19 protein-coding genes are annotated in these 20,367 nt (G+C 72.2%); 4 read left to right on the plus strand and 15 right to left on the minus strand.

Features of this window, described 5'->3' with window-relative positions; genetic code table 11:
- Nucleotides 1-226: 226 nt before the first annotated feature.
- The 10 genes from ACFYR0_RS04630 to ACFYR0_RS04675 all read right to left on the minus strand — a co-directional run bounded on the left by ACFYR0_RS04630 (nt 227) and on the right by ACFYR0_RS04675 (nt 10,957).
- Nucleotides 227-1,045: a YhjD/YihY/BrkB family envelope integrity protein gene (locus ACFYR0_RS04630; protein WP_389321822.1), complete on the minus strand. Its 819-nt coding sequence runs from the start codon at nt 1,043-1,045 to the stop codon at nt 227-229.
- Nucleotides 1,046-1,380: 335 nt separating this feature from the next.
- Nucleotides 1,381-4,098 (minus strand): aconitate hydratase AcnA, encoded by a 2,718-nt coding sequence (acnA, locus tag ACFYR0_RS04635; RefSeq protein WP_389321824.1) that lies wholly within the window; start codon nt 4,096-4,098, stop codon nt 1,381-1,383.
- Nucleotides 4,099-4,421: 323 nt separating this feature from the next.
- Nucleotides 4,422-4,730, minus strand: coding sequence for a hypothetical protein (locus ACFYR0_RS04640; protein ID WP_389321826.1), 309 nt, complete (start codon nt 4,728-4,730; stop codon nt 4,422-4,424).
- A 417-nt stretch (nt 4,731-5,147) separates the two neighbouring features.
- A complete protein-coding gene (locus ACFYR0_RS04645; RefSeq protein WP_389321828.1) occupies nt 5,148-5,861 on the minus strand; it encodes a nuclear transport factor 2 family protein in 714 nt (237 codons plus the stop codon).
- Between the two features lie 4 nt (nt 5,862-5,865).
- Nucleotides 5,866-6,747, minus strand: a complete 882-nt coding sequence (locus ACFYR0_RS04650) for an aromatic prenyltransferase (protein ID WP_389321830.1) — start codon at nt 6,745-6,747, stop codon at nt 5,866-5,868.
- An 86-nt stretch (nt 6,748-6,833) separates the two neighbouring features.
- On the minus strand, nt 6,834-7,079 hold the full coding sequence (locus ACFYR0_RS04655) for an acyl carrier protein (RefSeq protein ID WP_386383285.1): 246 nt from the start codon (nt 7,077-7,079) through the stop codon (nt 6,834-6,836).
- Between the two features lie 471 nt (nt 7,080-7,550).
- A complete protein-coding gene (locus tag ACFYR0_RS04660) occupies nt 7,551-8,564 on the minus strand; it encodes a beta-ketoacyl-ACP synthase III (protein WP_389321833.1) in 1,014 nt (337 codons plus the stop codon).
- Nucleotides 8,561-9,580, minus strand: coding sequence for an AvrD family protein (locus ACFYR0_RS04665; RefSeq protein ID WP_389321835.1), 1,020 nt, complete (start codon nt 9,578-9,580; stop codon nt 8,561-8,563). Before ACFYR0_RS04665 ends, ACFYR0_RS04660 begins: the two co-directional genes overlap by 4 nt.
- Nucleotides 9,581-9,613: 33 nt before the next feature.
- Nucleotides 9,614-10,213, minus strand: coding sequence for a flavodoxin family protein (locus ACFYR0_RS04670; protein WP_389321837.1), 600 nt, complete (start codon nt 10,211-10,213; stop codon nt 9,614-9,616).
- A 33-nt stretch (nt 10,214-10,246) separates the two neighbouring features.
- Nucleotides 10,247-10,957, minus strand: coding sequence for an AAA family ATPase (locus ACFYR0_RS04675; protein WP_389321839.1), 711 nt, complete (start codon nt 10,955-10,957; stop codon nt 10,247-10,249).
- A 443-nt stretch (nt 10,958-11,400) separates the two neighbouring features.
- Here ACFYR0_RS04675 and ACFYR0_RS04680 point away from each other — a divergent pair, with 443 nt between their 5' ends.
- Nucleotides 11,401-12,930, plus strand: a complete 1,530-nt coding sequence (locus ACFYR0_RS04680) for a helix-turn-helix domain-containing protein (RefSeq protein WP_389321841.1) — start codon at nt 11,401-11,403, stop codon at nt 12,928-12,930.
- A 616-nt stretch (nt 12,931-13,546) separates the two neighbouring features.
- Here the strand turns inward: ACFYR0_RS04680 and ACFYR0_RS04685 are convergent.
- Entirely contained in the window at nt 13,547-14,026 is a 480-nt protein-coding gene (locus tag ACFYR0_RS04685) for an ATP-binding protein (RefSeq protein WP_389321843.1), read from the minus strand.
- A 162-nt stretch (nt 14,027-14,188) separates the two neighbouring features.
- Between ACFYR0_RS04685 and ACFYR0_RS04690 the strand changes: the two genes are divergently transcribed.
- Nucleotides 14,189-15,043, plus strand: coding sequence for a Scr1 family TA system antitoxin-like transcriptional regulator (locus ACFYR0_RS04690; protein ID WP_389321845.1), 855 nt, complete (start codon nt 14,189-14,191; stop codon nt 15,041-15,043).
- Complete coding sequence (locus ACFYR0_RS04695; protein WP_389321847.1) at nt 15,040-15,228, plus strand: DUF397 domain-containing protein; 189 nt, start codon at nt 15,040-15,042, stop codon at nt 15,226-15,228. The genes ACFYR0_RS04690 and ACFYR0_RS04695 overlap by 4 nt, the downstream gene beginning before the upstream one ends.
- 97 nt (nt 15,229-15,325) lie before the next feature.
- Here the strand turns inward: ACFYR0_RS04695 and ACFYR0_RS04700 are convergent, their stop codons facing one another.
- The 4 genes from ACFYR0_RS04700 to ACFYR0_RS04715 all read right to left on the minus strand — a co-directional run bounded on the left by ACFYR0_RS04700 (nt 15,326) and on the right by ACFYR0_RS04715 (nt 18,638).
- Complete coding sequence (locus ACFYR0_RS04700; RefSeq protein WP_389321849.1) at nt 15,326-16,219, minus strand: kinase; 894 nt, start codon at nt 16,217-16,219, stop codon at nt 15,326-15,328.
- Between the two features lie 185 nt (nt 16,220-16,404).
- Nucleotides 16,405-16,830, minus strand: coding sequence for a DUF6299 family protein (locus ACFYR0_RS04705; protein ID WP_389321851.1), 426 nt, complete (start codon nt 16,828-16,830; stop codon nt 16,405-16,407).
- Between the two features lie 131 nt (nt 16,831-16,961).
- Nucleotides 16,962-17,360, minus strand: coding sequence for a RidA family protein (locus ACFYR0_RS04710; RefSeq protein ID WP_389321853.1), 399 nt, complete (start codon nt 17,358-17,360; stop codon nt 16,962-16,964).
- Nucleotides 17,361-17,513: 153 nt separating this feature from the next.
- Nucleotides 17,514-18,638, minus strand: a complete 1,125-nt coding sequence (locus tag ACFYR0_RS04715) for an acyl-CoA dehydrogenase family protein (RefSeq protein ID WP_389321855.1) — start codon at nt 18,636-18,638, stop codon at nt 17,514-17,516.
- 50 nt (nt 18,639-18,688) lie between these two features.
- On the opposite strand from ACFYR0_RS04715, the gene ACFYR0_RS04720 reads away from it, so the two are divergent.
- Complete coding sequence (locus ACFYR0_RS04720; RefSeq protein WP_389321981.1) at nt 18,689-20,362, plus strand: AMP-binding protein; 1,674 nt, start codon at nt 18,689-18,691, stop codon at nt 20,360-20,362.
- The last annotated feature ends 5 nt before the right edge of the window (nt 20,363-20,367 follow it).

Raw genomic sequence — 20,367 nt, forward strand, 5'->3', positions numbered from 1 at the left:
GTCTGGCCGGCCCCCTGCCTTCCGGGCGGTCGGCGGCCGCGGGACCGGGCCCGTTTCGCGCGGGTCCGGTCCCGCGGCGCTCGGCGCACGGGAGACGGCGAAGGCACGGGCCGGGTCCGGGGGACGAGTCGACCGCGACGCGGGTACGGCACGTTGATCGACGGCTCGTCGTCCAGCTCGGACTTCTCGCCGAGTCAACGGCGTCCGGGGGTTCACCGGACGGTCCTCAACCGTCCTGCTTGCGGCGGGAGGCGACGTCGGCGCGGGCCTTGAGCCAGCGGGCCCGGGTCTGTCCGACGAGGTCGTCCCACTCGCTGCGGACCTCGTGCTCGGAGGGGCGGCGGCCCTCCCGGATGCGGTCGAGTTCCTCGCGCACCTCACGCCCCAGCACGGCCGAGGCGACCAGTACGAGCATGATGGCGAACAGGGCGGAGAGCATCGCGAACACGGCGCCCACCGCCCCGTAGCGGGCGGCGTAGGCGTTGAAGAGGCGCGGCAGATAGAAGGTCGCCCACAGGGAGTAGCAGCCGGTCAGGACGGCCGCTGTGACGCCGAAGGGGATCAGTCCACGCCAGGGGACGCGTTTGGCGGACAGGATCCAGCCGCTCCAGACGAGGAACACGGCGGTCACCACCGCCTCGCACACCGCCGCCACCAGCCCCAGCTCCCGTCCGCCGATCACCGTGGTGATCCACCCGGTGACCACTGCGTAGCCGCCCAGGCTGAGGATCCACCACAGGCCGTTGCGCGAGTTGCGCACGCTCAGCGGTCTCAGGTCCCAGGTCTGCTCGAACAGCCGTTGCGAGGCACGGGCGAAGCTCAGCACCGAGATGGTCAGGAAGACGACGCCGAAGACGCCCGCGCCGGTGCTCGCGTTCTCCGTCGGGGAGAAGAGGGAGTCGACCGCGTCGGCGCCGGCTCCGCTGAGGTGGTAGCGCCGGATGATCCGCTCGGCCGCGTCGACGTGCACGAAGTTGCTGAGGACGGCGCTGGCGAGGATGACGAGCGGGACGAGCGCGGTGAGGGCGCTGGAGGCCAGTGCCATCGCCCGGTCGAAGCCGATGACCTTCTGAAAGCGGCTGAGGACGCGCAGCGCGAAGGCGGGACGCAGCCAGAACGTCAGCGTCCTGACGACACGCTCGCGGTTGATCCTGGCCGTCGTGCCCTCCAGGAGGATCGCAACCCGACGGGACGCCCGACCTTAACCCGGCGGCCGTGCGCCGGTGTCGGCGCGACACGGGCGCGTCGCCCGCGCGGGAGGCAGCGGCGGGGAACCCGGAGGGCCGCACCCCCGGTGACAGGGAACGCGGAGGGCCGCACCCCCGGTGACGGGGGTGCGGCCCTGGACCGCGTGCCTTGGTCCGTCCCGCTCGGATCCGCCTACTTGCGGATGAGCGAGCGCAGCACGAACTGCATGATGCCGCCGTTGCGGTAGTAGTCCGCCTCGCCGGGGGTGTCGATGCGGACGACCGCGTCGAACTCGACGCCCGTGTCGGTGGTGACCTTCACCGTGCGCGGGGTGGTGCCGTTGTTGAGCTCCTCGACGCCCGCGAAGGAGAAGGTCTCCTCGCCGGTCAGACCGAGGGACTCGGCGGTGGCGCCCTCCGGGAACTGGAGCGGCAGCACGCCCATGCCGATGAGGTTCGAGCGGTGGATGCGCTCGTAGGACTCGGCGATGACGGCCTTGACGCCGAGGAGCGCGGTGCCCTTGGCGGCCCAGTCGCGGGACGAGCCGGAGCCGTACTCCTTGCCGGCCAGGACGACCAGCGGGATGCCCTGGTCGATGTAGTTGCGCGAGGCGTCGTAGATGAACGACACCGGCGCGTCGGCCTGGGTGAAGTCGCGGGTGTAGCCGCCCTCGGTGCCCGGCGCGATCTGGTTGCGCAGGCGGATGTTGGCGAACGTGCCGCGGATCATGACCTCGTGGTTGCCTCGGCGGGAGCCGTAGGAGTTGAAGTCACGCCGCTCCACACCGTGCTCGGTGAGGTACTTGCCGGCCGGGGTGTCGGCCTTGATGGCGCCGGCCGGGGAGATGTGGTCGGTGGTGACCGAGTCGCCCAGCTTGGCCAGGACGCGGGCGCCGGTGATGTCGGAGACCGGCTCCGGCTCCATGCCCATGCCCTCGAAGTACGGGGGCTTGCGGACGTAGGTGGACTCGGCGTCCCACTCGAAGGTGTTGCCGGTCGGGACCGGGAGGGACTGCCACTGGGCGTCGCCCGCGAAGACGTCCTGGTAGGACTTGTTGAACATGTCCTCGCCGATGGCGTTCGCCACGACGTCGTTGACCTCGGCCTCGGAGGGCCAGATGTCCTTGAGGTAGACCGGGTTGCCGTCCTGGTCGATGCCCAGGGCGTCCTTGGTGATGTCCACCTTCATGGAGCCCGCGATGGCGTACGCGACGACCAGCGGCGGGGAGGCCAGGTAGTTCATCTTGACGTCGGGGTTGATCCGGCCCTCGAAGTTGCGGTTGCCCGAGAGGACCGAGGTGACCGCGAGGTCGTGGTCGTTGACGGCCTTGGAGACCTCCTCCGGCAGCGGGCCGGAGTTGCCGATGCAGGTGGTGCAGCCGTAGCCGACGAGGTTGAAGCCGACCTTGTCGAGGTACGGCGTCAGGCCCGCCTTGTCGAAGTAGTCGGTGACGACCTTCGAACCCGGGGCGAGGGTGGTCTTGACCCACGGCTTGCGGGTCAGGCCCTTCTCGACCGCCTTCTTGGCCACCAGCGCGGCGGCGACCATGACGTACGGGTTCGAGGTGTTGGTGCAGGAGGTGATGGCCGCGACGGTGACCGCACCGTGGTCGATCTGGTACGTCGAGCCGTCGGGGGCGGTGACGGTGACCGGGTTGGACGGGGCACCGTTCGGGGTGACGGCCGGGGCGTCGGAGGCCGGGAAGGACTCCTGGCCCGCCTCGTCGACGACGTCGACGTAGTTGCGGACGTCGGCCTTGAACTGCTCGGCGGCGTTCGCGAGGACGATGCGGTCCTGCGGGCGCTTCGGGCCGGCGATGGAGGGGACGACCGTGGAGAGGTCCAGCTCCAGCTTCTCGGAGAAGTCCGGCTCGGCCTTCGGGTCCAGCCAGAGGCCCTGCTCCTTGGCGTACGCCTCGACGAGCGCGACCTGCTGCGCGGAGCGGCCGGTCAGACGCAGGTAGTTCAGCGTCTCGTCGTCGATCGGGAAGGTCGCGGCGGTGGAGCCGAACTCCGGCGACATGTTGCCGATGGTGGCGCGGTTGGCGAGGCTCGTCGCCGCGACACCCTCGCCGTAGAACTCGACGAACTTGCCGACGACGCCGTGCTTGCGCAGCATCTCGGTGATCGTGAGGACCAGGTCGGTGGCGGTGGTGCCGGTGGGCAGCTCGCCGGTCAGCTTGAAGCCGACGACGCGCGGGATCAGCATGGAGACCGGCTGGCCGAGCATCGCGGCCTCGGCCTCGATGCCGCCGACGCCCCAGCCGAGGACGCCGAGGCCGTTGACCATGGTGGTGTGCGAGTCGGTGCCGACCAGGGTGTCGGGGTACGCCTGGCCGCCGCGGACCATGACGGTGCGGGCCAGGTGCTCGATGTTCACCTGGTGGACGATGCCGGTGCCCGGGGGGACGACCTTGAACTCGTCGAAGGCGGTCTGGCCCCAGCGCAGGAACTGGTAGCGCTCCTTGTTGCGGCCGTACTCCAGCTCGACGTTCTGGGCGAAGGCGTCGTTGGTGCCGAACTTGTCGGCGATGACGGAGTGGTCGATGACCAGCTCGGCCGGGGCCAGCGGGTTGATCTTCGCCGGGTCGCCGCCGAGTTCCTTCACGGCCTCACGCATGGTCGCGAGGTCCACGACGCAGGGGACGCCGGTGAAGTCCTGCATGATCACGCGGGCCGGCGTGAACTGGATCTCCTGCGACGGCTGGGCCTGGGAGTCCCAGCCGCCGAGGGCACGGATGTGGTCGGCGGTGATGTTCGCGCCGTCCTCGGTGCGGAGGAGGTTCTCCAGCAGCACCTTCAGGCTGTAGGGAAGGCGCGCGGAGCCCTCGACCTTGTCCAGCCGGAAGATCTCGTACGACTCGTCGCCCACCTGCAGCGTGCTGCGGGCGTCGAAGCTGTTCGCCGACACGACAGTCTCCTTCATTGATGTGCGCGTACCACCGCATCCTGCCGCCACGCCGGCTTGGCCGATCCGCTAAGGTGAGGCTAAGTTAGGTAACCCTTACTAGGGTGGCGGGCTGGGGTGCGCCTCGGCAGATATCTCGATGTCGAGATAACTCTAGTACATGGGCGCGGGATGGTCATGCCCTGGCCTCCGTGTCCGATGTCTCGTGGCGGTGTCCTGTGTGCCGGGACGCGGCGCGGCCCCGGGCGCGGGTGCGGTGTCCGGGGCCGTTCGGTGCTGCGGTGCGGGCCGCGCATGGGCAGGGGCGGGCCCTGTCGGCGGCGGGGTCAGGCCGCCGTGCCGAGGTCGCTGGTGTCCTGCTGCTCGCACTGGCCGGCGTAGACCGCGAGGAAGGTGGCGAGCCCCCGCGCTCCGCCCCCGCCCGGCCCGAGGCCGGTGACCGGGATGGACCGGCCGAGACCCGTGGACAGCGCGCTGTGCGCCCGCAGGGCGTCGGCCGCCAGTTCGCCCGCCGACCGGTGGGTCCGGCCGGGCCCGGAGCCGTCGCCGGTCATGGAGAGCGCCTCGGCGAAGGCCCGGGAGGCCAGCTCGGCACCGCGCGCGTGCCGCTCGGAGGGGGGCGTTGCAGCAGTCATGAGCGTCTTCTTCCGTCGGTTCGGGCTGTCTCCTGTGTCGCGGTGGGCGGGTGTCAGTGTCCCGTCGCGTGGTCGCAGGTGGCTCGAACGCCTGTCGAGCAACGGCCGGATTCGAGGTGAACAACTGCTGTGATCCGGACGGAATCCGCTGCCGTACCGCGCGGAACAGGGCCTTTCCGGCCGGGCCGCCCCACTGGCGGCGACCCGGCGACCCCTCGGCGCGGGGGTGTTCCTCGCGAGTCTTTCGAGTGAGCGTCGACCCGGACGCCTCTCGCGAGTACGGCGGCCGGCGCACCGGGGCCCCGGGGCGGCGGCGGTCGGCACACCAGGGCCCGCGGGAGGCGGCACACCGGAGCCCGAGACGACGGCAGCCGACACACCAGGGCCCGGGAGGCGGCAGCCGGCACACCGGGGGCCCTACCCCGGATAGTCGTGCCAGTCGGTGACCAGACCGTCCCGGAAGCGGAGCACGGCGACGCCGTCGGCCGGGCGGCCGGGGACGCCGCCGACGGGTCGGCCGGGGACGCGGTACTCGACGCACACCGCCGCGGAGTCGACGGCCGGGTGGACGGCGACCGGTTCGGCGTCGAGCGCCACGTGCTCCGGGAGCGGGTCGGGCACCTCGGCGCCCGCGTGCCACAGGGCGCGCCACCCGTCGAGGTCCTTCTCGCGCAGCAGGCCGAAGAAGCGGCGGGCCGTGACGGTGTTCGCGGCGAAGATCCCGAGGAACGCGGCGGTGTCGACGTACTCCGTGAACTCGGCGATGCGGTCGCCCGCCAGCCGGAAGACCGACACTCCCCGATTGCGGTAGGTGCCGCCGGAGAGCAGTTCGATCTCCAGGGTCCAGGTGGCCAGCACCTTGGCCGGGTCACCCATCGGTTCGGCGTGCCAGACGACCCGTGTGTCGCCGAACAGCGCGAAGAAGCCGCGCAGCGCGGCCACGATGGCGTCCCGCCCGGCGAACTCCCCGGGGACGCCCGCGGGGGTGACCGGGACCCGGTACACGGCGTCCGCCGTCCACAGCTCCTCGAACGCGTCGGCGTCCTTGGCCTGGAGGGCGCGGTAGAACTCCCGGACGACCTGGGGGCCGGACTTCCTCGGCACCGTGCCGCCGCTGGTGTACTCGGTCATGGGGTCACCTCTGGATCCTTCCCAGGACTTCCCGCTGGAGCGGGCCGAACCGGTAGTACGAGCCGACGTTGAACCACTGGCCCTCGGGCGACCACTTGACGATCGAGATGCTGAAGCGCTCGCCGTCGTAGGTGTACGGGGTGCCGGTCACGAAGCGCACGATCTCCGGCTCCACGCGGGAGCGGACCACCGGCAGGTCCAGGGCGCGCGCGAAGCCGATCCGCTCGATCCGCGGGGAGTCCCAGCCGAGGGTGGGGTAGGCGCGGAATGTCTTGCGGGCGGACCGCGCCAGCTCCTCGTCGGGGTCCGGCAGTCCGAGGTCGCGCACGATCCCGGTGACGGTGTCCGCCGACAGGCCGGCCGGGAACGTGAAGTACGGGTTCACGGTCCGGTCGGTGTAGTCGATCGCGAGCATCGCGACGCGGTCGAGGCCGTGCCGGGCGAACAGCGCGGCGTTGTCGGCGAGGGCGCGCGGCATCGAGGGGACGGCGGCGAGCGCCTCGACGCTCTGCGGGTCGCGGGGGAAGTGCACATAGATCTTGTTGAATCCGCCGATCACCGCGAAGTCGATGAGGTACTCGTCGACCCGGCAGCGTTCGCGGAGGTCGGCGAGCAGGGTGCTCACGGGGTGGTCGGTGCGGGGGACGAGCCCACACGCCAGCGCGTGCGCGTACGGGTCGGCGATCGCCTCGGGCACCTGGACGGTCAGGTCGAGGTCCCCGGCGTGGCCCTCGCCGGCCGAGGCGCTGAAGATGATCCCGCCCTCGAACGGCTCGAAGGCCTTCAGGACGGACCGGACCGTGTCCGGCGACGGGGTCACGCCGAGCAGTGCGGCGGCCTCCTCGATGGCCGTGTACACCGTCTCGACGTCGACTGATTCGGTCATTGCGTTGCTCCTCACGGGCGGTCGGAGGGGGCCGGCGGACGCCGGCCCCCTCCGGGTCGGTCGGATACGGTCCGGCGCGCGCCGCCTCAGTCCGTGGCGGCGCGCTCCGACAGCAGTTCGGCGGCCGCCTCGGCGGTGCCGGCGGCGGCCAGTTCGTCCCCGGCCACGTCCACGCCGTACTGCTTGGCCAGGATGACGCTCAGCTCGATCAGGACCAGGGAGTCCAGGTCGAGGTGGTGGAACTGGGTGTCGACGGCCGTGTCGGCCGGGACGTCGAAGTGCGTCTTGAGCAGGTCGAGCACGGCTTCCGGCTCGAGCGTGCGGGTGGTCATGGCGATTCCTTTCGCGGTACGGGAGTGGGGGCGGGGCCGCGTCGGGGGGCTCCCTCCGAAGAGGGCGCGGAAGGGTGCCTGGGGGTGATCCGCGCGGCTCGGTCCGGCGGGGTGACCCCTGGGGCTCGGCCGGGCGGGGGCGGTCCGCGCGACCCGGTCGGACGGAGGTCGGGCGGGGGCGGTCCGCGCGACCCGGTCGGACGGAGGTCGGGCGGGGGTGGTCCGCGCGGCCCGGTCCGGCGGAGTGACCCGTGGGACTCGGCCGGGCGGGGATGATCCGCGCGACCCGGCCGGACGAAGGTCCGGCGGGGGTGGTCCGCGCGGCCCGGCCGGACGAAGGTCCGGCGGGATGATCCGCGCGGCTCGGTCCGGCGGGGTGACCCGTGGGACTCGGCCGGGCGGGGGCGGTCCGCGGGAACCGGTCGGGCGGCGGTGCGGCGGGGGTGATCCGCGCGGCCGCTGAAGTCCCTTTCAGGGGAGGGCGATCCCCGGCCAGGTGAGCGTGGCCGAGCCCCAGGTCAGGCCCGCGCCGAAGGAGGTCAGCAGCAGTCGGTCACCGGGCCGGAGGCGGCCGCGGGCGGCGGCGTCCGCCAGGGCGAGGGGGATGGACGCGGCCGAGGTGTTGCCCACCTCCTCGAGATGGGAGACCACCCGGGCCCTGTCCACGCCCAGTTGGCGGGCCAGGGCGTGCAGGATGCGCAGGTTCGCCTGGTGGCCGACGACATGGTCGACCTGGCCGACGTCCCAGCCCGCCCGGCCGAGGGCGGCCTTGGAGGACTGGGCCATGCGGCGGACCGCGTGCGCGAAGACCTCCCTGCCGTTCATCCGGAGGTACCGGTCGTCCGGGTGGGGCGCTCGGTCGGTGGAGCGCGAGCGGGAACCGTTGCCCGGGATGGCGACCAGGTCGTCGAGGGTGCCGTCCGAGCCGAGGTCGACGCCTCCGATCGCACCGGGCTCGTCGGCGGTGCCGCGGCGCAGCACCACGGCGCCTGCGCCGTCGCCGAAGATCACCGCGGTGCCGCGGTCGGCCGGGTTGAGGTAGGGGCGGAAGGTCTCCGCGCCGATGACGAGGACGCGTTCGGCGTGTCCCGCCACCAGGGCGGCGGACGCGGTGGCGAGCGCGTAGACGAACCCCGAGCAGCCGGCCCCCACGTCCAGCGCGGCCACCGTGCCGAGGCCGAGGCGGGCGGCCACGGCCGGCGCGGTGGAGGGGACCTGGTGGTCGGGGGTGGCGGTGGCCAGGACCACCAGGCCGATGTCACCGGGAGCGTCCGGCCCGGCGGACTTCAGCGCCCGGTGGCCCGCCTCGACCGCGAGGTCGCTGGTGGCCGTGCCGGGCTCGGACCAGTGGCGTCGGCGGATGCCGGTGCGCTGGACGATCCACTCGTCGGTGGTGTCCAGGCTGCGGGAGAGTTCCTCGTTGGTCACCGCGTGCGGCGGCACATGGCCGCCGAGCCCGGCGAGCACGGCCGCGGGCGCGCTCATCGGCCCTCCTCTCCGCTGCCCGAGGGGGCCTCGGACGGGCCGAGCAGATGCGCCACGGCGACCTGGACCCGTACGCCGTGCAGCGCACCGGCCACCTCGGCCGACCGCCAGGTGCCGGTGGGGGCGGGCAGCAGACGGGCCTGCCGGAGCACGGCCGTCACCTCGTCGCCGGTGCCGGGCCCGGTGTCGTCCAGCCGGATGCGGGCGCGCCGCATCCAGAGGTTGTTGCTCCGGGCGCGCTCCACGCCGTCCAGGGTGTAGAGGAGCACCTGGCCGAGCTGCATCACGGAGACCAGGGCGTCGACCATCGTGGCGGGTGCGTCGTCCTGGGCGGCCTCCGCTCCGTCCGGGACCAGCGCGACCCGGGCCGAGGCACGATGGTCGTCCTCGGTGCCTCCCGTGACGCCGACGCCGGTGAGCAACTGCCGCCGGGCGCCGTGCGGGACGCCGTAGGGCGCGTCGTTCCATGGGCCCGGCAGTTCCTCCGCGAGGTGGTAGGTGCGGCGGGTGGTGCTCGGCCGGCGGCCAACCGCGTGCCGGGCGTGCACCCGGGCGGTGAGGGAGCCGATCCGGCAGTCCAGGGTGGTCGACCGGTGCGCGCCGCTCGTACCGGCGGCGACGAGCCGTCCGCTGACCGGCAGTTGTTCCAGGCCCTCCTCGTCCGGGGTGGAGCCGGCCCTCATGTCGACCGACAGCACCTCGAACGGGCTGTCCGGGGCGAGCCCGTGGGTGTGGGCCGCGTACAGGCCGGTGAGCCGGGCGGCGAAGAGCATCACGTCGACGGAGCTGAGGTGGGGCTTCTGGTGCCGGTCGCCCTTGCGGGACCAGAGGCCGGGGAGGGTGACATGGGCGGTGGCCTCGATGCCCCCTTCCGCCGCGTCCGGGGTCCCGGCGGCCGGGGGTGTGAGGGTGAGACCGGTCAGCGTGTGTTCGACCCGTTTGAATCCCTCACCGAGGAACCGGCTGTCACGTGGGCCGAGGAAGTCGTCGATGGACGTGAGTTCGAGGGTTGACACAGGTGCTCCTGTTCTCGCCGATAGAGGTGGCGGTCACCGGACGGCCAGGGCCGCACGCCCCGCGAGGTGGACCGCCGTGAGCCGGGCGACGCGTTCGCCGAGGTGCTCGGCGGTGGCGATGTCGGCCTTGTGCACGGCGTCGGCGGGGAGGTCGCCGGGGGCGGTGGCGGCGGCGCCGTTGAAGTAGCCGAGGCGGTTGAGGTCGTGCTCGCTCTCGTGGCTGAGGTGCCAGCCGGGCAGGAGGCCGAGGCTGACCCAGATCATCCCGTGCTGGGCGCCCAGGGTCGCGAAGTAGCCGAGGGTGGAGTCCTTGTCGCCGGCCTTGCAGGCGCCGATGGTGAATCCCGAGCCGAGCTTGTCCTGCCAGGCCTGCCGGGCCCAGCGTTTGTTGGTGGACTCGGCGAAGGCGTGGAACCTCCCCGACGCCGAGCCCATGTAGGTGGGGGCGCCGAAGACGATGGCGTCGGCGGCGTCGAGGGCCTCCCACTTGGCGTCATCCATGGCATCGACGGTCACCATGGTCACCTCGGCGCCCGTGCCCTCGGCACCGGCTCGTACGGACTGTGCCAGCACCTCCGTGTGGCCCCGGCCGGAGTGGTAGGCAATGGCGATGACGGGCGGCGTGTGCTCCATGAGCTGGTCTCCTTCGGTGGTGGTCGGGGCAGTTCACGCGTCGGCCGGTACCCGCTCGTGCTCCATGCGGAAGTCCTGGCGGCCGTACTCGCGCCGGGCCAGTTCGATCGCCTCCGCGGTGCTCATGACGGGGGTCCAGCCGAAGAGGCCGGCGATGGTCTCCAGCCGCTCGGGCATGGAGCCGCCGACGACGTGGTACGGGATCCGCAGCTCGTCGAGCGTGGCGAGCAGCATGCCGTCGACGGTGGCGCGGAAGGCGTTGTTCATCGGCCGGTGGCCGTCGGCGGCGATGGGCAGTTCGTGGCGCAGGTGGACGTAGGCGTCGTAGGTCGCCTTCACGTGCTGCTTGAAGGCGTGGCCGTACTGCTCGACGACCTGGCCGAAGAACGCCATCTCCTCGGGTGTGGTGGCCGCGGGGCCGCTCTCGTTCCCGGCGGTGGCGTTGGGGTTCATGCCGTGGCGCACGCGGGCCGCGCCGTAGAGCCACTCCTGGAGGGAGGACCCGTCGGAGACGAAGTGGTCCCCGAGCAGGGCTTCCTGGACGGCGCGGCCGGTGTGGCGGCGCAGGGTGAGCTGGAGGAACTGCGGCGGCGTCACGTCCGCGAGCCTCACACCGGGCAGGGCCTCGGGCATGATCTCCCGGATGGTCCGGGCGAGGGAGCGTGGGACGCCCGTGTAGTGCGACAACGCCATGACGGTCGAGGTCTTGCCCGAGGAGTACGTTCCGGACACGGATATCTTCATGGGCTTCTCCAGTTCCGGCCGCCGTTCGGGACTTCGGACGCGATCGACGGCAGGTCAAATCGGTCTCCAGTTCGAGGAGACGAGGGCGCCCGGGGGCCGGGCGGAGAGAAGGGGGAAATCGGGCCCGTGGCGCGGTCACGGCCGACGGCCGGAGCGGGCGGGCTCACAGGAGAACGCAGTCCACTGCCGAGCGACTGTTTTCGGGCAGGGTGCGCGTACAGGAATCGTGACACGGCCGCCAACTCGCCGCCAAGAGAACGCCAAGTGACGTGAGTCACACCAACTGCCGCGTGGATCAGGGGAGTTGCGGCAGCAGGGAATCGCGGGCGAGATCGGGGTGTACGAAATCCGACTTCAACCGATTTGCACCGTAAACAAACGACACGTCACCCGAATGGCCCCCTCGGCGGGCGGCATCTCATATCTGAGATAGCCTCAACCTCATGGCAGACGACTACCTCGTACGCATCGGCAGGCTCATCCGCGACGCCCGGCAGCACCGGGGCTGGACGCAGACGCAGCTCGCCGAGGCGCTCGGAACCAGCCAGAGCGCCGTGAACCGCATCGAGCGCGGCAATCAGAACATCAGCCTTGAGATGATCGCCCGCATCGGTGAAGCTCTCGACAGCGAAATCGTCTCTCTGGGCTACGCGGGCCCGATGCATCTGCGGGTCGTCGGCGGACGCCGGCTGTCCGGTGCCATCGATGTCAAGACCAGCAAGAACGCGTGTGTGGCCCTGTTGTGCGCCACGCTGCTCAACAAGGGCCGTACGGTGCTGCGCCGCGTCGCGCGCATCGAGGAGGTCTACCGGCTGCTGGAGGTGCTCAACTCCATCGGCGTGCGCACCCGCTGGATCAACGACGGCGTGGACCTGGAGATCGTGCCGCCGGCCGATCTGAACATGGACGCGATCGACGCGGACGCGGCCCGCCGCACCCGCTCCATCATCATGTTCCTCGGCCCGCTGCTGCACCGCATGGACCGCTTCAAGCTGCCCTACGCCGGCGGCTGCGACCTCGGCACCCGCACGATCGAGCCGCACATGATCGCGCTGCGCCGCTTCGGTCTGGACATCGCCGCGACCGAGGGCCAGTACCACGCGATGGTGGACCGGTCCGTGCAGCCCGGCCGCCCGATCGTACTGACCGAGCGCGGCGACACCGTGACCGAGAACGCGCTGCTGGCCGCCGCCCGGCACGACGGCGTCACGGTCATCCGCAACGCCTCCTCCAACTACATGGTCCAGGACCTCTGCTTCTTCCTGGAGGCGCTGGGCGTCAAGGTCGAGGGCGTCGGCACCACCACCCTGACGGTGCACGGTGTGCCCACCATCGACGTCGACGTCGACTACTCCCCCTCCGAGGACCCGGTCGAGGCGATGAGCCTGCTGGCCGCCGCGGTGGTGACGGAGTCGGAGCTGACGGTGCGCCGGGTCCCCATCGAGTTCCTGGAGATCGAGCTCGCGGTCCTGGAGGAGATGGGCCTCGACCACGACCGCAGCCCCGAGTACTCCGCGGACAACGGCCGCACCCGCCTGGTGGACCTCACGGTCCGCCCCTCCAAGCTCGAAGCCCCGATCGACAAGATCCACCCCATGCCCTTCCCGGGCCTGAACATCGACAACGTCCCGTTCTTCGCCGCCATCGCGGCCGTGGCCTCCGGCAAGACCCTCATCCACGACTGGGTCTACGACAACCGCGCGATCTACCTCACCGACCTCAACCGCCTCGGCGGCCGCCTCCAGCTCCTCGACCCGCACCGCGTCCTGGTCGAGGGCCCCACCCGCTGGCGCGCCGCCGAGATGATGTGCCCGCCGGCACTCCGTCCCGCCGTGGTCGTCCTGCTGGCGATGATGGCGGCGGAGGGCACGTCCGTGCTGCGCAACGTGTATGTCATCAACCGGGGTTACGAGGACCTCGCGGAGCGGCTGAACTCGGTGGGGGCGCAGATCGAGATCTTCCGGGACATCTGAGGGTCATGGCAGGCCTCGCCGCTGCCCCCTTGCCGACCCGCAGGAGCGCGGGGCGGAAGGGGCGGCGGCACCGCTCCCGCCCCACCGCCTGCCCGTCCTACGTGCCGGCCGGCCAGAACTGGAAGAGGTAGCGCTCCCCCCGGCGCCGGTGCCTTCGTCTTCCGACAGGGCCGCCGCCTCCGCCCGGCCGGCACAGTGGACCCGGACGCGCCAGGATGATCTGCCCGGCTCCGCCAGCGTGATGACCTCGTCCATGCGGCCCGTGTGCATGGACCACACCGCGACCTGTCCGCTCGTCGTCTCGAGATCGGCTTCCGCCTGCTCGTCCCAGGCTGCCGGATCCTGAGCAGGCGGATCCCCGTCCCACACCTCCACATCGACTGTCGCGGTATGGGTGTGACCGCCGCTCGTGATGTCCAGACGCCCGGGGTGAGTGCCGAGGAAAGCGTCGCTGTGGAAGTCGTCGGAGAATCGGAGAAGGAGACGGCCAGGTCCGCGTCGTCGGACGCCTGCAGTCCGAACGAGAAATACCCTACGAACGCGTGCACCCGCCGCTGTCGGACAAGCCGTGCCACGAGCAGCCCCCCGAGTCGGCGAACACGCTTCGGTCGGGATGCTAGAGGCCCGGCAGGCGGCCTCGGGCGGGGAGGTCCAGTTCGGCCACGACCGTCTTGCCGACGGGGAGGCGGTCGAGGATCTCCCAGCGGTCGGCCAGGGCCTCCACGAGCAGCAGGCCCCTGCCGGTCTCCGCGAGCGGTGGGGGTGCGGTGCGGGCCGAGCCTGGCGCCGGGGGCCGGCGTTCGCCCAGGGTGTCGGAGACCTCGACGCACAGGGTCCGGCCGACGAGTTTGACGACGACCTCGAAGTCCCGGCCGGGGACCCGCCCGTGCGTCACGGCGTTGGCCGCGAGCTCCGCGACGAGCAGAGCGGCGGTGTCGGAGGCCTCGCTGCCGTACGGCACGCCCCAGGCGTCGAGTTGGTACAGCGCCAGACGGCGGGCGAGGCGGGCGCCGTGCGGCGTGGAGCTGAACCGCCTGGTGAACACGCGTACGGTGACGGGGGCTTGGCGGTCCGTGGGGGTGGGCGGTGGTGTCATGCGCCCAATCTGGCGGTGACTCGGGGCCGTTCACCAGACACCCGGCGCGTACGCAGGGTCAGCGTACGCACACAGACGGTGGACAGTACGCGTTGCCCAGCGTGACGATAGGAGTGAGTCAGAAGCGGTACGGCGTGACGGGTGCGCGGGAGGTGGCCGGTGGTGGGCTACGAGAACACGGACGGCGGGGCGGGCGCGGGAAGCTGCGGCGAGCCCGGCGTCTCCGACAGCTTGCGTACCTTCGGCGCCGTCGTCCAGGCCTTACGGGAACACGCGGGTCTCAGCCGCGAGGAGTTCGCCGACCGGGTCCGCTTCTCCAGGCACACGGTCGCCTCCGTCGAGCAGGGCCGCCGCATGCCCGACCGCGACTTCGTGGAACGCGGGGAGGCGGCTACCGGCAACACCGGCGCCCTGCGGAGCGCCGCGCCGCACCTTACGCGGCAGGCGGGGCTGGCCAGTTGGTTCCGGCAGTGGGCTCGGTTGGAGGCCCAGGCAGTGACGCTGTGGACGTACGAGTGCCGGGTAATTCCCGGCTTGCTTCAAACGGAACGGTACGCACGAGCGGTGACGGAGAGCGTCCCGCCGGTGAAGGACGAGGAACAGGTGGCCAAGCAGGTCACGGCTCGGCTGGAGCGTCATCGTCTGTTCGACCGCAGGCCACCGATCGCGTTCAGTTTCATCATCGAGCAGGCGCTGATCGAGCGTGGCACCGGCGGCCCTGACGTGATGCGGGAGCTGCTCGACAGCCTCCTTGAGCGCTCGTCGCAGTTCAACGTCGAGTTGCAGGTCATGCCACGTCATCAGCCGGACCATGCCGGGTTCGACGGACCGTTGATGCTCCTGGAGTCGCCGGACATCAAGTGGTTCGGCTATGCGGAGGGCCAGCGCGGCGGGATGCTGATCCCCGACCCCAAGGAGGTCAGCATCATGCTCCAGCGGTATGCAAAACTGCGCTCACAGGCTCTCACTTGCGAGGATTCCAGAAGCCTGCTGGAGCAACTTCGAGGAGCGCTATGAGCAGCATCGACGAACGGGCCTGGTTCAAGAGCAGCTACAGCGGTTCCGACGGTGACGCCTGCGTCGAGGTGGCGCACGGCACGCAGGCTGTCCATGTCCGGGACTCCAAGAACCAGTCGAGCCCCGAACTCGCCCTCTCCCCCGCCGCGTGGAGCGACTTCGTCGACTACGCCGCCCGGGGCTGACCTTCACGCGTCGGCCCCGTGCCGGAGGCATCCGGCACGGGGGTCGTCGTCGCCACGCCTACGGCTTCGGGACCGACACGGCGTCCGGCGGCTTCGGTCAGTCGTCCGTCGTGAAGGTCCACTGCTCGTGGATGCCGATGGCGTGCAGCAGGGCGCGGGCGCGGTCGGTGCGGGCGTCCGTCCCGGGGTCGTCGCGGTCGTAGAGGAGTCCGGCGATGTCGCCGCTGTGCGCGGTCTGGATGCCGAGGGCGCCGGTCTCCCGGGCGAGGGCACGCAGGGCGTCCAGGCGCGGGACGGGCAGATGCCGCTGGTTGATCTCGGTGCTGGCGGAGGCGACCGCGCCGATCAGGGCGACGTCCTTGGTCTGGACGGCCTCGCGCAGCATGGTCCGGAGTCCGGCGAAGACGCCGATCTCCGTGTCGTCGTAGCGCGGGGGCGGGAGGGACAGGGTGTCGACGCCTCTGCCCCCGTTCTTGGGGCGTGAGCCGAACCCGAGGACCCGGACGGCCGGCACGGGGTGGCCGAAGTCCTCGATGATCTCGCCCTCGCGCTGCGCGAACAGCACCGAACTCCCCTCGAACATCAGGGAGTCGGAGGCCGTCTCGGCGCGGACCGCGATCCGCGCGACGGTCTCGGGCCGCAGCGGGCGCCCCAGGGCGTCCTGCACGGCCCGGATCGCGGCCAGGACGTCGCTGGTGGAGGAGCCGAAGCCACGGCCCAGCGGGACGTCCCCGGTCAGTTCGAGACGGCCGCCGACGGGTCCGTCGCCGGGCCGGGCGCAGGCCTCGACGGCGAGCCGCGCGGCGCGCCGGGCCTTGGTCTTGCAGGTGGGGAGAACGGTCAGCGCCTCGCCGCGAGCGGGGGCGAAGGAAGCCTGGGTGGTGTGGACGGTGCAGGGCAGCGTGACCAGGCCCCGGGCGAGCCGGCCCTGGTGCCGGAAGACGCCCTGGAGGATTTCGCCGTGGTATACGGGCGCCGAGGCGTTACCCACGCGCCAACCGGAGTGATCCACCACACCATGTCCTCGACTTCCTCGGGGCCGGAACCTGACCGGACCGCTCACGGAGCCTCCCAGATCGGGCGGGTGTCTTCACGCGCAGGCGGCCGTCGGCTCCGTGGAGTCCGACGGCCGCCTCGTGCCGGTCGTGCGCGTCGTGCGCGTCCTCGTGTGACCGCTCAGCCCTCCGTCAGGACGACCTCCTGCGTGCGCGTCGCGTGGAAGCGCGGCAACGGCAGGCCGCCCTGGGGGTGCAGTTCCATCAGCGTGGCCTCGGCCCGGGCGGCTCCGGCGTGCAGCGAACCGGCCGTCGTGAGACCGGAGTTCACCCAACGGTGCTCGGCCCCGTCGCACACGGCCCGCGTGCCGCCGATGCCGTGGCGTACGGACGGCCGGTCCTGGCTGAGACTGGAGGAGACGAAGACCGGCCCGGCGGCGCCGGTGCAGCGGTAGGTGCCGGACAGGGTGACCGTGCCGTCGGCCGCGAGCCGGCCGACGGAGTCGACGGTGACGCTCTCGGAGGCGTCGGCCGTCGCGGGCACGGCCGGGGCGGCGAGCAACAGCGCGGCACCGGCCGCGGCGCCGAGCAGGGAGCGGTACTTCATCAGGGGAAACCTCCTGTTGCGGGGGCTTCCTGTGGTACCCGGCGGCCGTGCCGGTCGCGGTGACCGTCACCCCTTCGTCGGCGTGTTGACCGTCGTGGCCGGGCCGGGCCCGCGGGACCGGCCCCGGTGCCTCACGGCAGCACCGCGAACCCGTCCAGCTCCACCCGCGCCGCCTCGTCCCACAGCCGTACGACCTCCACGACGGCCATCGCCGGATACTCCCGGCCGGCCAACCGCCGCCATACGCGGCCCAGTTCGGCGGCCCGGGCCCGGTACTCGGCGACATCCGTGGCGTAGACCGTGACCCGGGCGAGGTCGGCCGGGGTGCCGCCCGCCGCCTCGAGGGCGGTCAGCAGATTGCCGAGGGCCCGTTCGAACTGCTCGGGCAGGGTGTCCCCGACGACCTTGCCGTCCGTGTCCAGCGCTGTCTGGCCGGCGAGGAACACCACGCGGGAGCCGGTGGCCACGACGGCGTGCGAGAAGCCGGTGGGCGGGGACAGCTCCGGCGGGTTGACGCGCTCGGCACTCATCGGACCGCCCTCCTGGTCATGTCCGCCATCACCCGGCCACCCTCCTGGTCATGCCCGCCATCACCCGGCCACCCGCCTCGTACCGGGCCTGTAGCCCCGTACGCCCGCACGCGTCCCGTCCGCCCGTCCGCGTCCCGTACGTCCCGCGCGCCCTCATCCGTCGGTCCCCGCCGCCCGGTAGGTCTCCCTGGCGATGATTCCGCGCTGCACCTCACTGGCGCCCTCGTAGATCCGGGGCGCCCGCACCTCGCGGTACAGGTGCTCCAGCAGGTGCCCGCGCCGCAGAGCCCGGGCGCCGTGCAGCTGGACCGCGGTGTCGACGACGTACTGCGCGGTCTCCGTGGCGAGCAGCTTCGCCATCGCCGCGCGGCGCGGGACGTCGCGCTCGCCCCGGTCGTGCGCCGCCGCGGCCGCGTAGACCATCAGGCGCGCCGCCTCCGTGCGCAGAGCCATCTCCGCGATCTGGTGGGCGACGGCCTGGAGGTCGCTCAGCGTGCCGCCGAAGGCCTCCCGCTCGGCGGTGTGGGCGACGCTCGCGTCGAGCGCGGCCTGGGCCATGCCGACCGCGAAGGCGCCGACGCTGGGCCGGAAGAGGGTGAGCGTGCCGAGGGCGACCCGCAGGCCGCGGCCGGTCTCGCCGAGGACGTCGGCGTCGGTGACGGGTACGGCGTCGAAGGCGAGGCTGCCGATGGGGTGCGGGGAGAGCATGTCGAGGGCGGTGCCCGTCAGGCCCGGCCGGTCGGCGGGGACGAGGTAGGCGGTCACACCGCGCGGGCCGGGCCCGGTGCGGGCGAAGACGGTGTAGAAGTCGGCCTCGGGGGCGTTGGAGATCCAGCGCTTCTCGCCGGTGAGGCGCCGGCGGCCGGGGCCGTCGGGCGCGGCGGAGAGCGCGAGGGCGGCCGCGTCGGAGCCCGCGCCGGGCTCGGTCAGCGCGAACGCGGCGACGGCGGAACCGTCGGCGACCAGGGGCAGCCAGCGCTCGCGCTGGGCCGGGCTGCCGTGCGCGTGCACGGGATGGGCGCCGAGGCCCTGGAGGGCGAGCGCGGTCTCGGCCTCCGTGCAGGCGTAGGCGAGGGACTCGCGCATCAGGCAGAGATCGAGGGCGCCCGAGGCGAACAGGCGTTCCAGCAGCCCGAGTCGGCCGAGTTCGGCGACGAGCGCGCGGTTGACGTGCCCCTCATCGCCCTTCTCGGCGAGCGGGCGCAGCCGTTCGGCGGCCAGGGCGCGCAGTTCGGCACACCAGGCGCTTTGTGCTGGTTCGAGCGAGAATGCGGTCATCGCCGGTCCCCTCTGCCAGGCCTGCTCCCGACCATATCGCGCTCCCTTGACTGCCGTCACCAAGGCGATACGCTCCAAGGGCGCTGCCCATCCGAGCCGTGTGTGAGCCACCTCGATCCAGGGGGCGAACCGCCATGAACGAGTCGGCACATCTCGACACCTTCGCGCGCGACCACCTTCCGCCGCGCGAGCAGTGGCCGGAGCTCCTGTTCGATCTGCCGGAGCTGCACTACCCCGAACGACTGAACTGCGCCGCCGAGCTGCTGCACGGGCCGCCGGACGACCGCCCCGCGTTCCGGACCCCGGACGCGATCTGGACGTACGGCGAGCTGCGCGCCCGCGTGGACCGGATCGCGCACGTCCTGACCGGCGAGCTGGGCGTGGTGCCCGGCAACCGGGTGCTGCTGCGCGGCCCCACCACCCCGTGGCTGGCGGCCTGCTGGCTGGCCGTGCTGAAGGCCGGGGCGGTCGCCGTCACCGTGCTCGCCCAGCAGCGGCCGCACGAGCTGCGCACGATGTGCGAGATCGCCCGCGTGCGCCACGCCCTGTGCGACGTCCGCGCGGTGGACGACCTCGCCAAGGCGGAGGTGCCGGGGCTGTCGGTGACGACGTACGGCGGTGACGGACCGGACGACCTGATGAGCCGTCCGGCGCCGGAGGGCCCGTACCGGGCGGTGGACACCGCGGCCGACGACGTGGCGCTGATCGCGTTCACCTCGGGCACCACCGGCCGCCCGAAAGGGTGCATGCACTTCCACCGCGACGTCCTGGCCGTCGCGGACACCTTCTCGGAGCACGTGCTGAGGCCGCGCCCCGACGACGTGTTCGCGGGCAGTCCGCCGCTCGGCTTCACCTTCGGGCTCGGCGGGCTGGTCGTCTTCCCGATGCGGGCCGGTGCCAGCGCGCTGCTGCTGGAGCAGGCCGGGCCCGGACAGCTGCCGCCCGCGATCGCGGAGCACCGGGTGTCGGTGCTGTTCACCGCGCCGACCGCGTACCGCGCGATGCTCGCCGCGGCCGACGAGCACGACCTGGGCTCGCTGCGCCGCTGCGTCTCGGCCGGGGAGAACCTGCCCGAGGCCACCTGGCGGGCCTGGCACGAGCGCACCGGCCTGCGGATCATCAACGGCATCGGCGCCACCGAACTGCTGCACATCTTCATCTCGGCCGCCGACGACGCCGTACGCCCCGGCCGCACGGGCGTCCCCGTCCCCGGCTGGCAGGCGCGTGTGCAGGACGAGCACGGCGAGCCGGTGCCCGACGGGGAACCCGGACTCCTCGCCGTGCGCGGCCCGGTCGGCTGCCGCTATCTCGCCGACCCCCGCCAGAGCGTGTACGTGCGGGACGGCTGGAACGTCACCGGCGACACCTACGTCCGTGAACCGGACGGCTACTTCCGCTATGTCGCCCGCGCGGACGACATGATCATCTCGGCCGGTTACAACATCGCGGGACCCGAGGTCGAGGACGCGCTGCTGCGGCACCCGGACGTGGTGGAGGCGGCCGTGGTGGGCCGGCCGGACGAGGACCGCGGCCAGGTCGTCGTGGCCTTCGCCGTGCTGCGCGAGGGCGCCCCGCGCGACGCCGACGCCCTGCGCGCCTTCGTCAAGGAGGAGCTGGCGCCGTACAAGTGCCCGCGCGAGATCGTGTTCCTCGACGCGCTGCCGCGCACGGCCACCGGCAAGCTCCAGAGGTTCCGGCTGCGCACCGAGGGTGACCAGCCGTGATGCCG

Source organism: Streptomyces sp. NPDC005017 (genome assembly GCF_042873115.1).
Classification (GTDB): Bacteria; Actinomycetota; Actinomycetes; order Streptomycetales; family Streptomycetaceae; genus Streptomyces.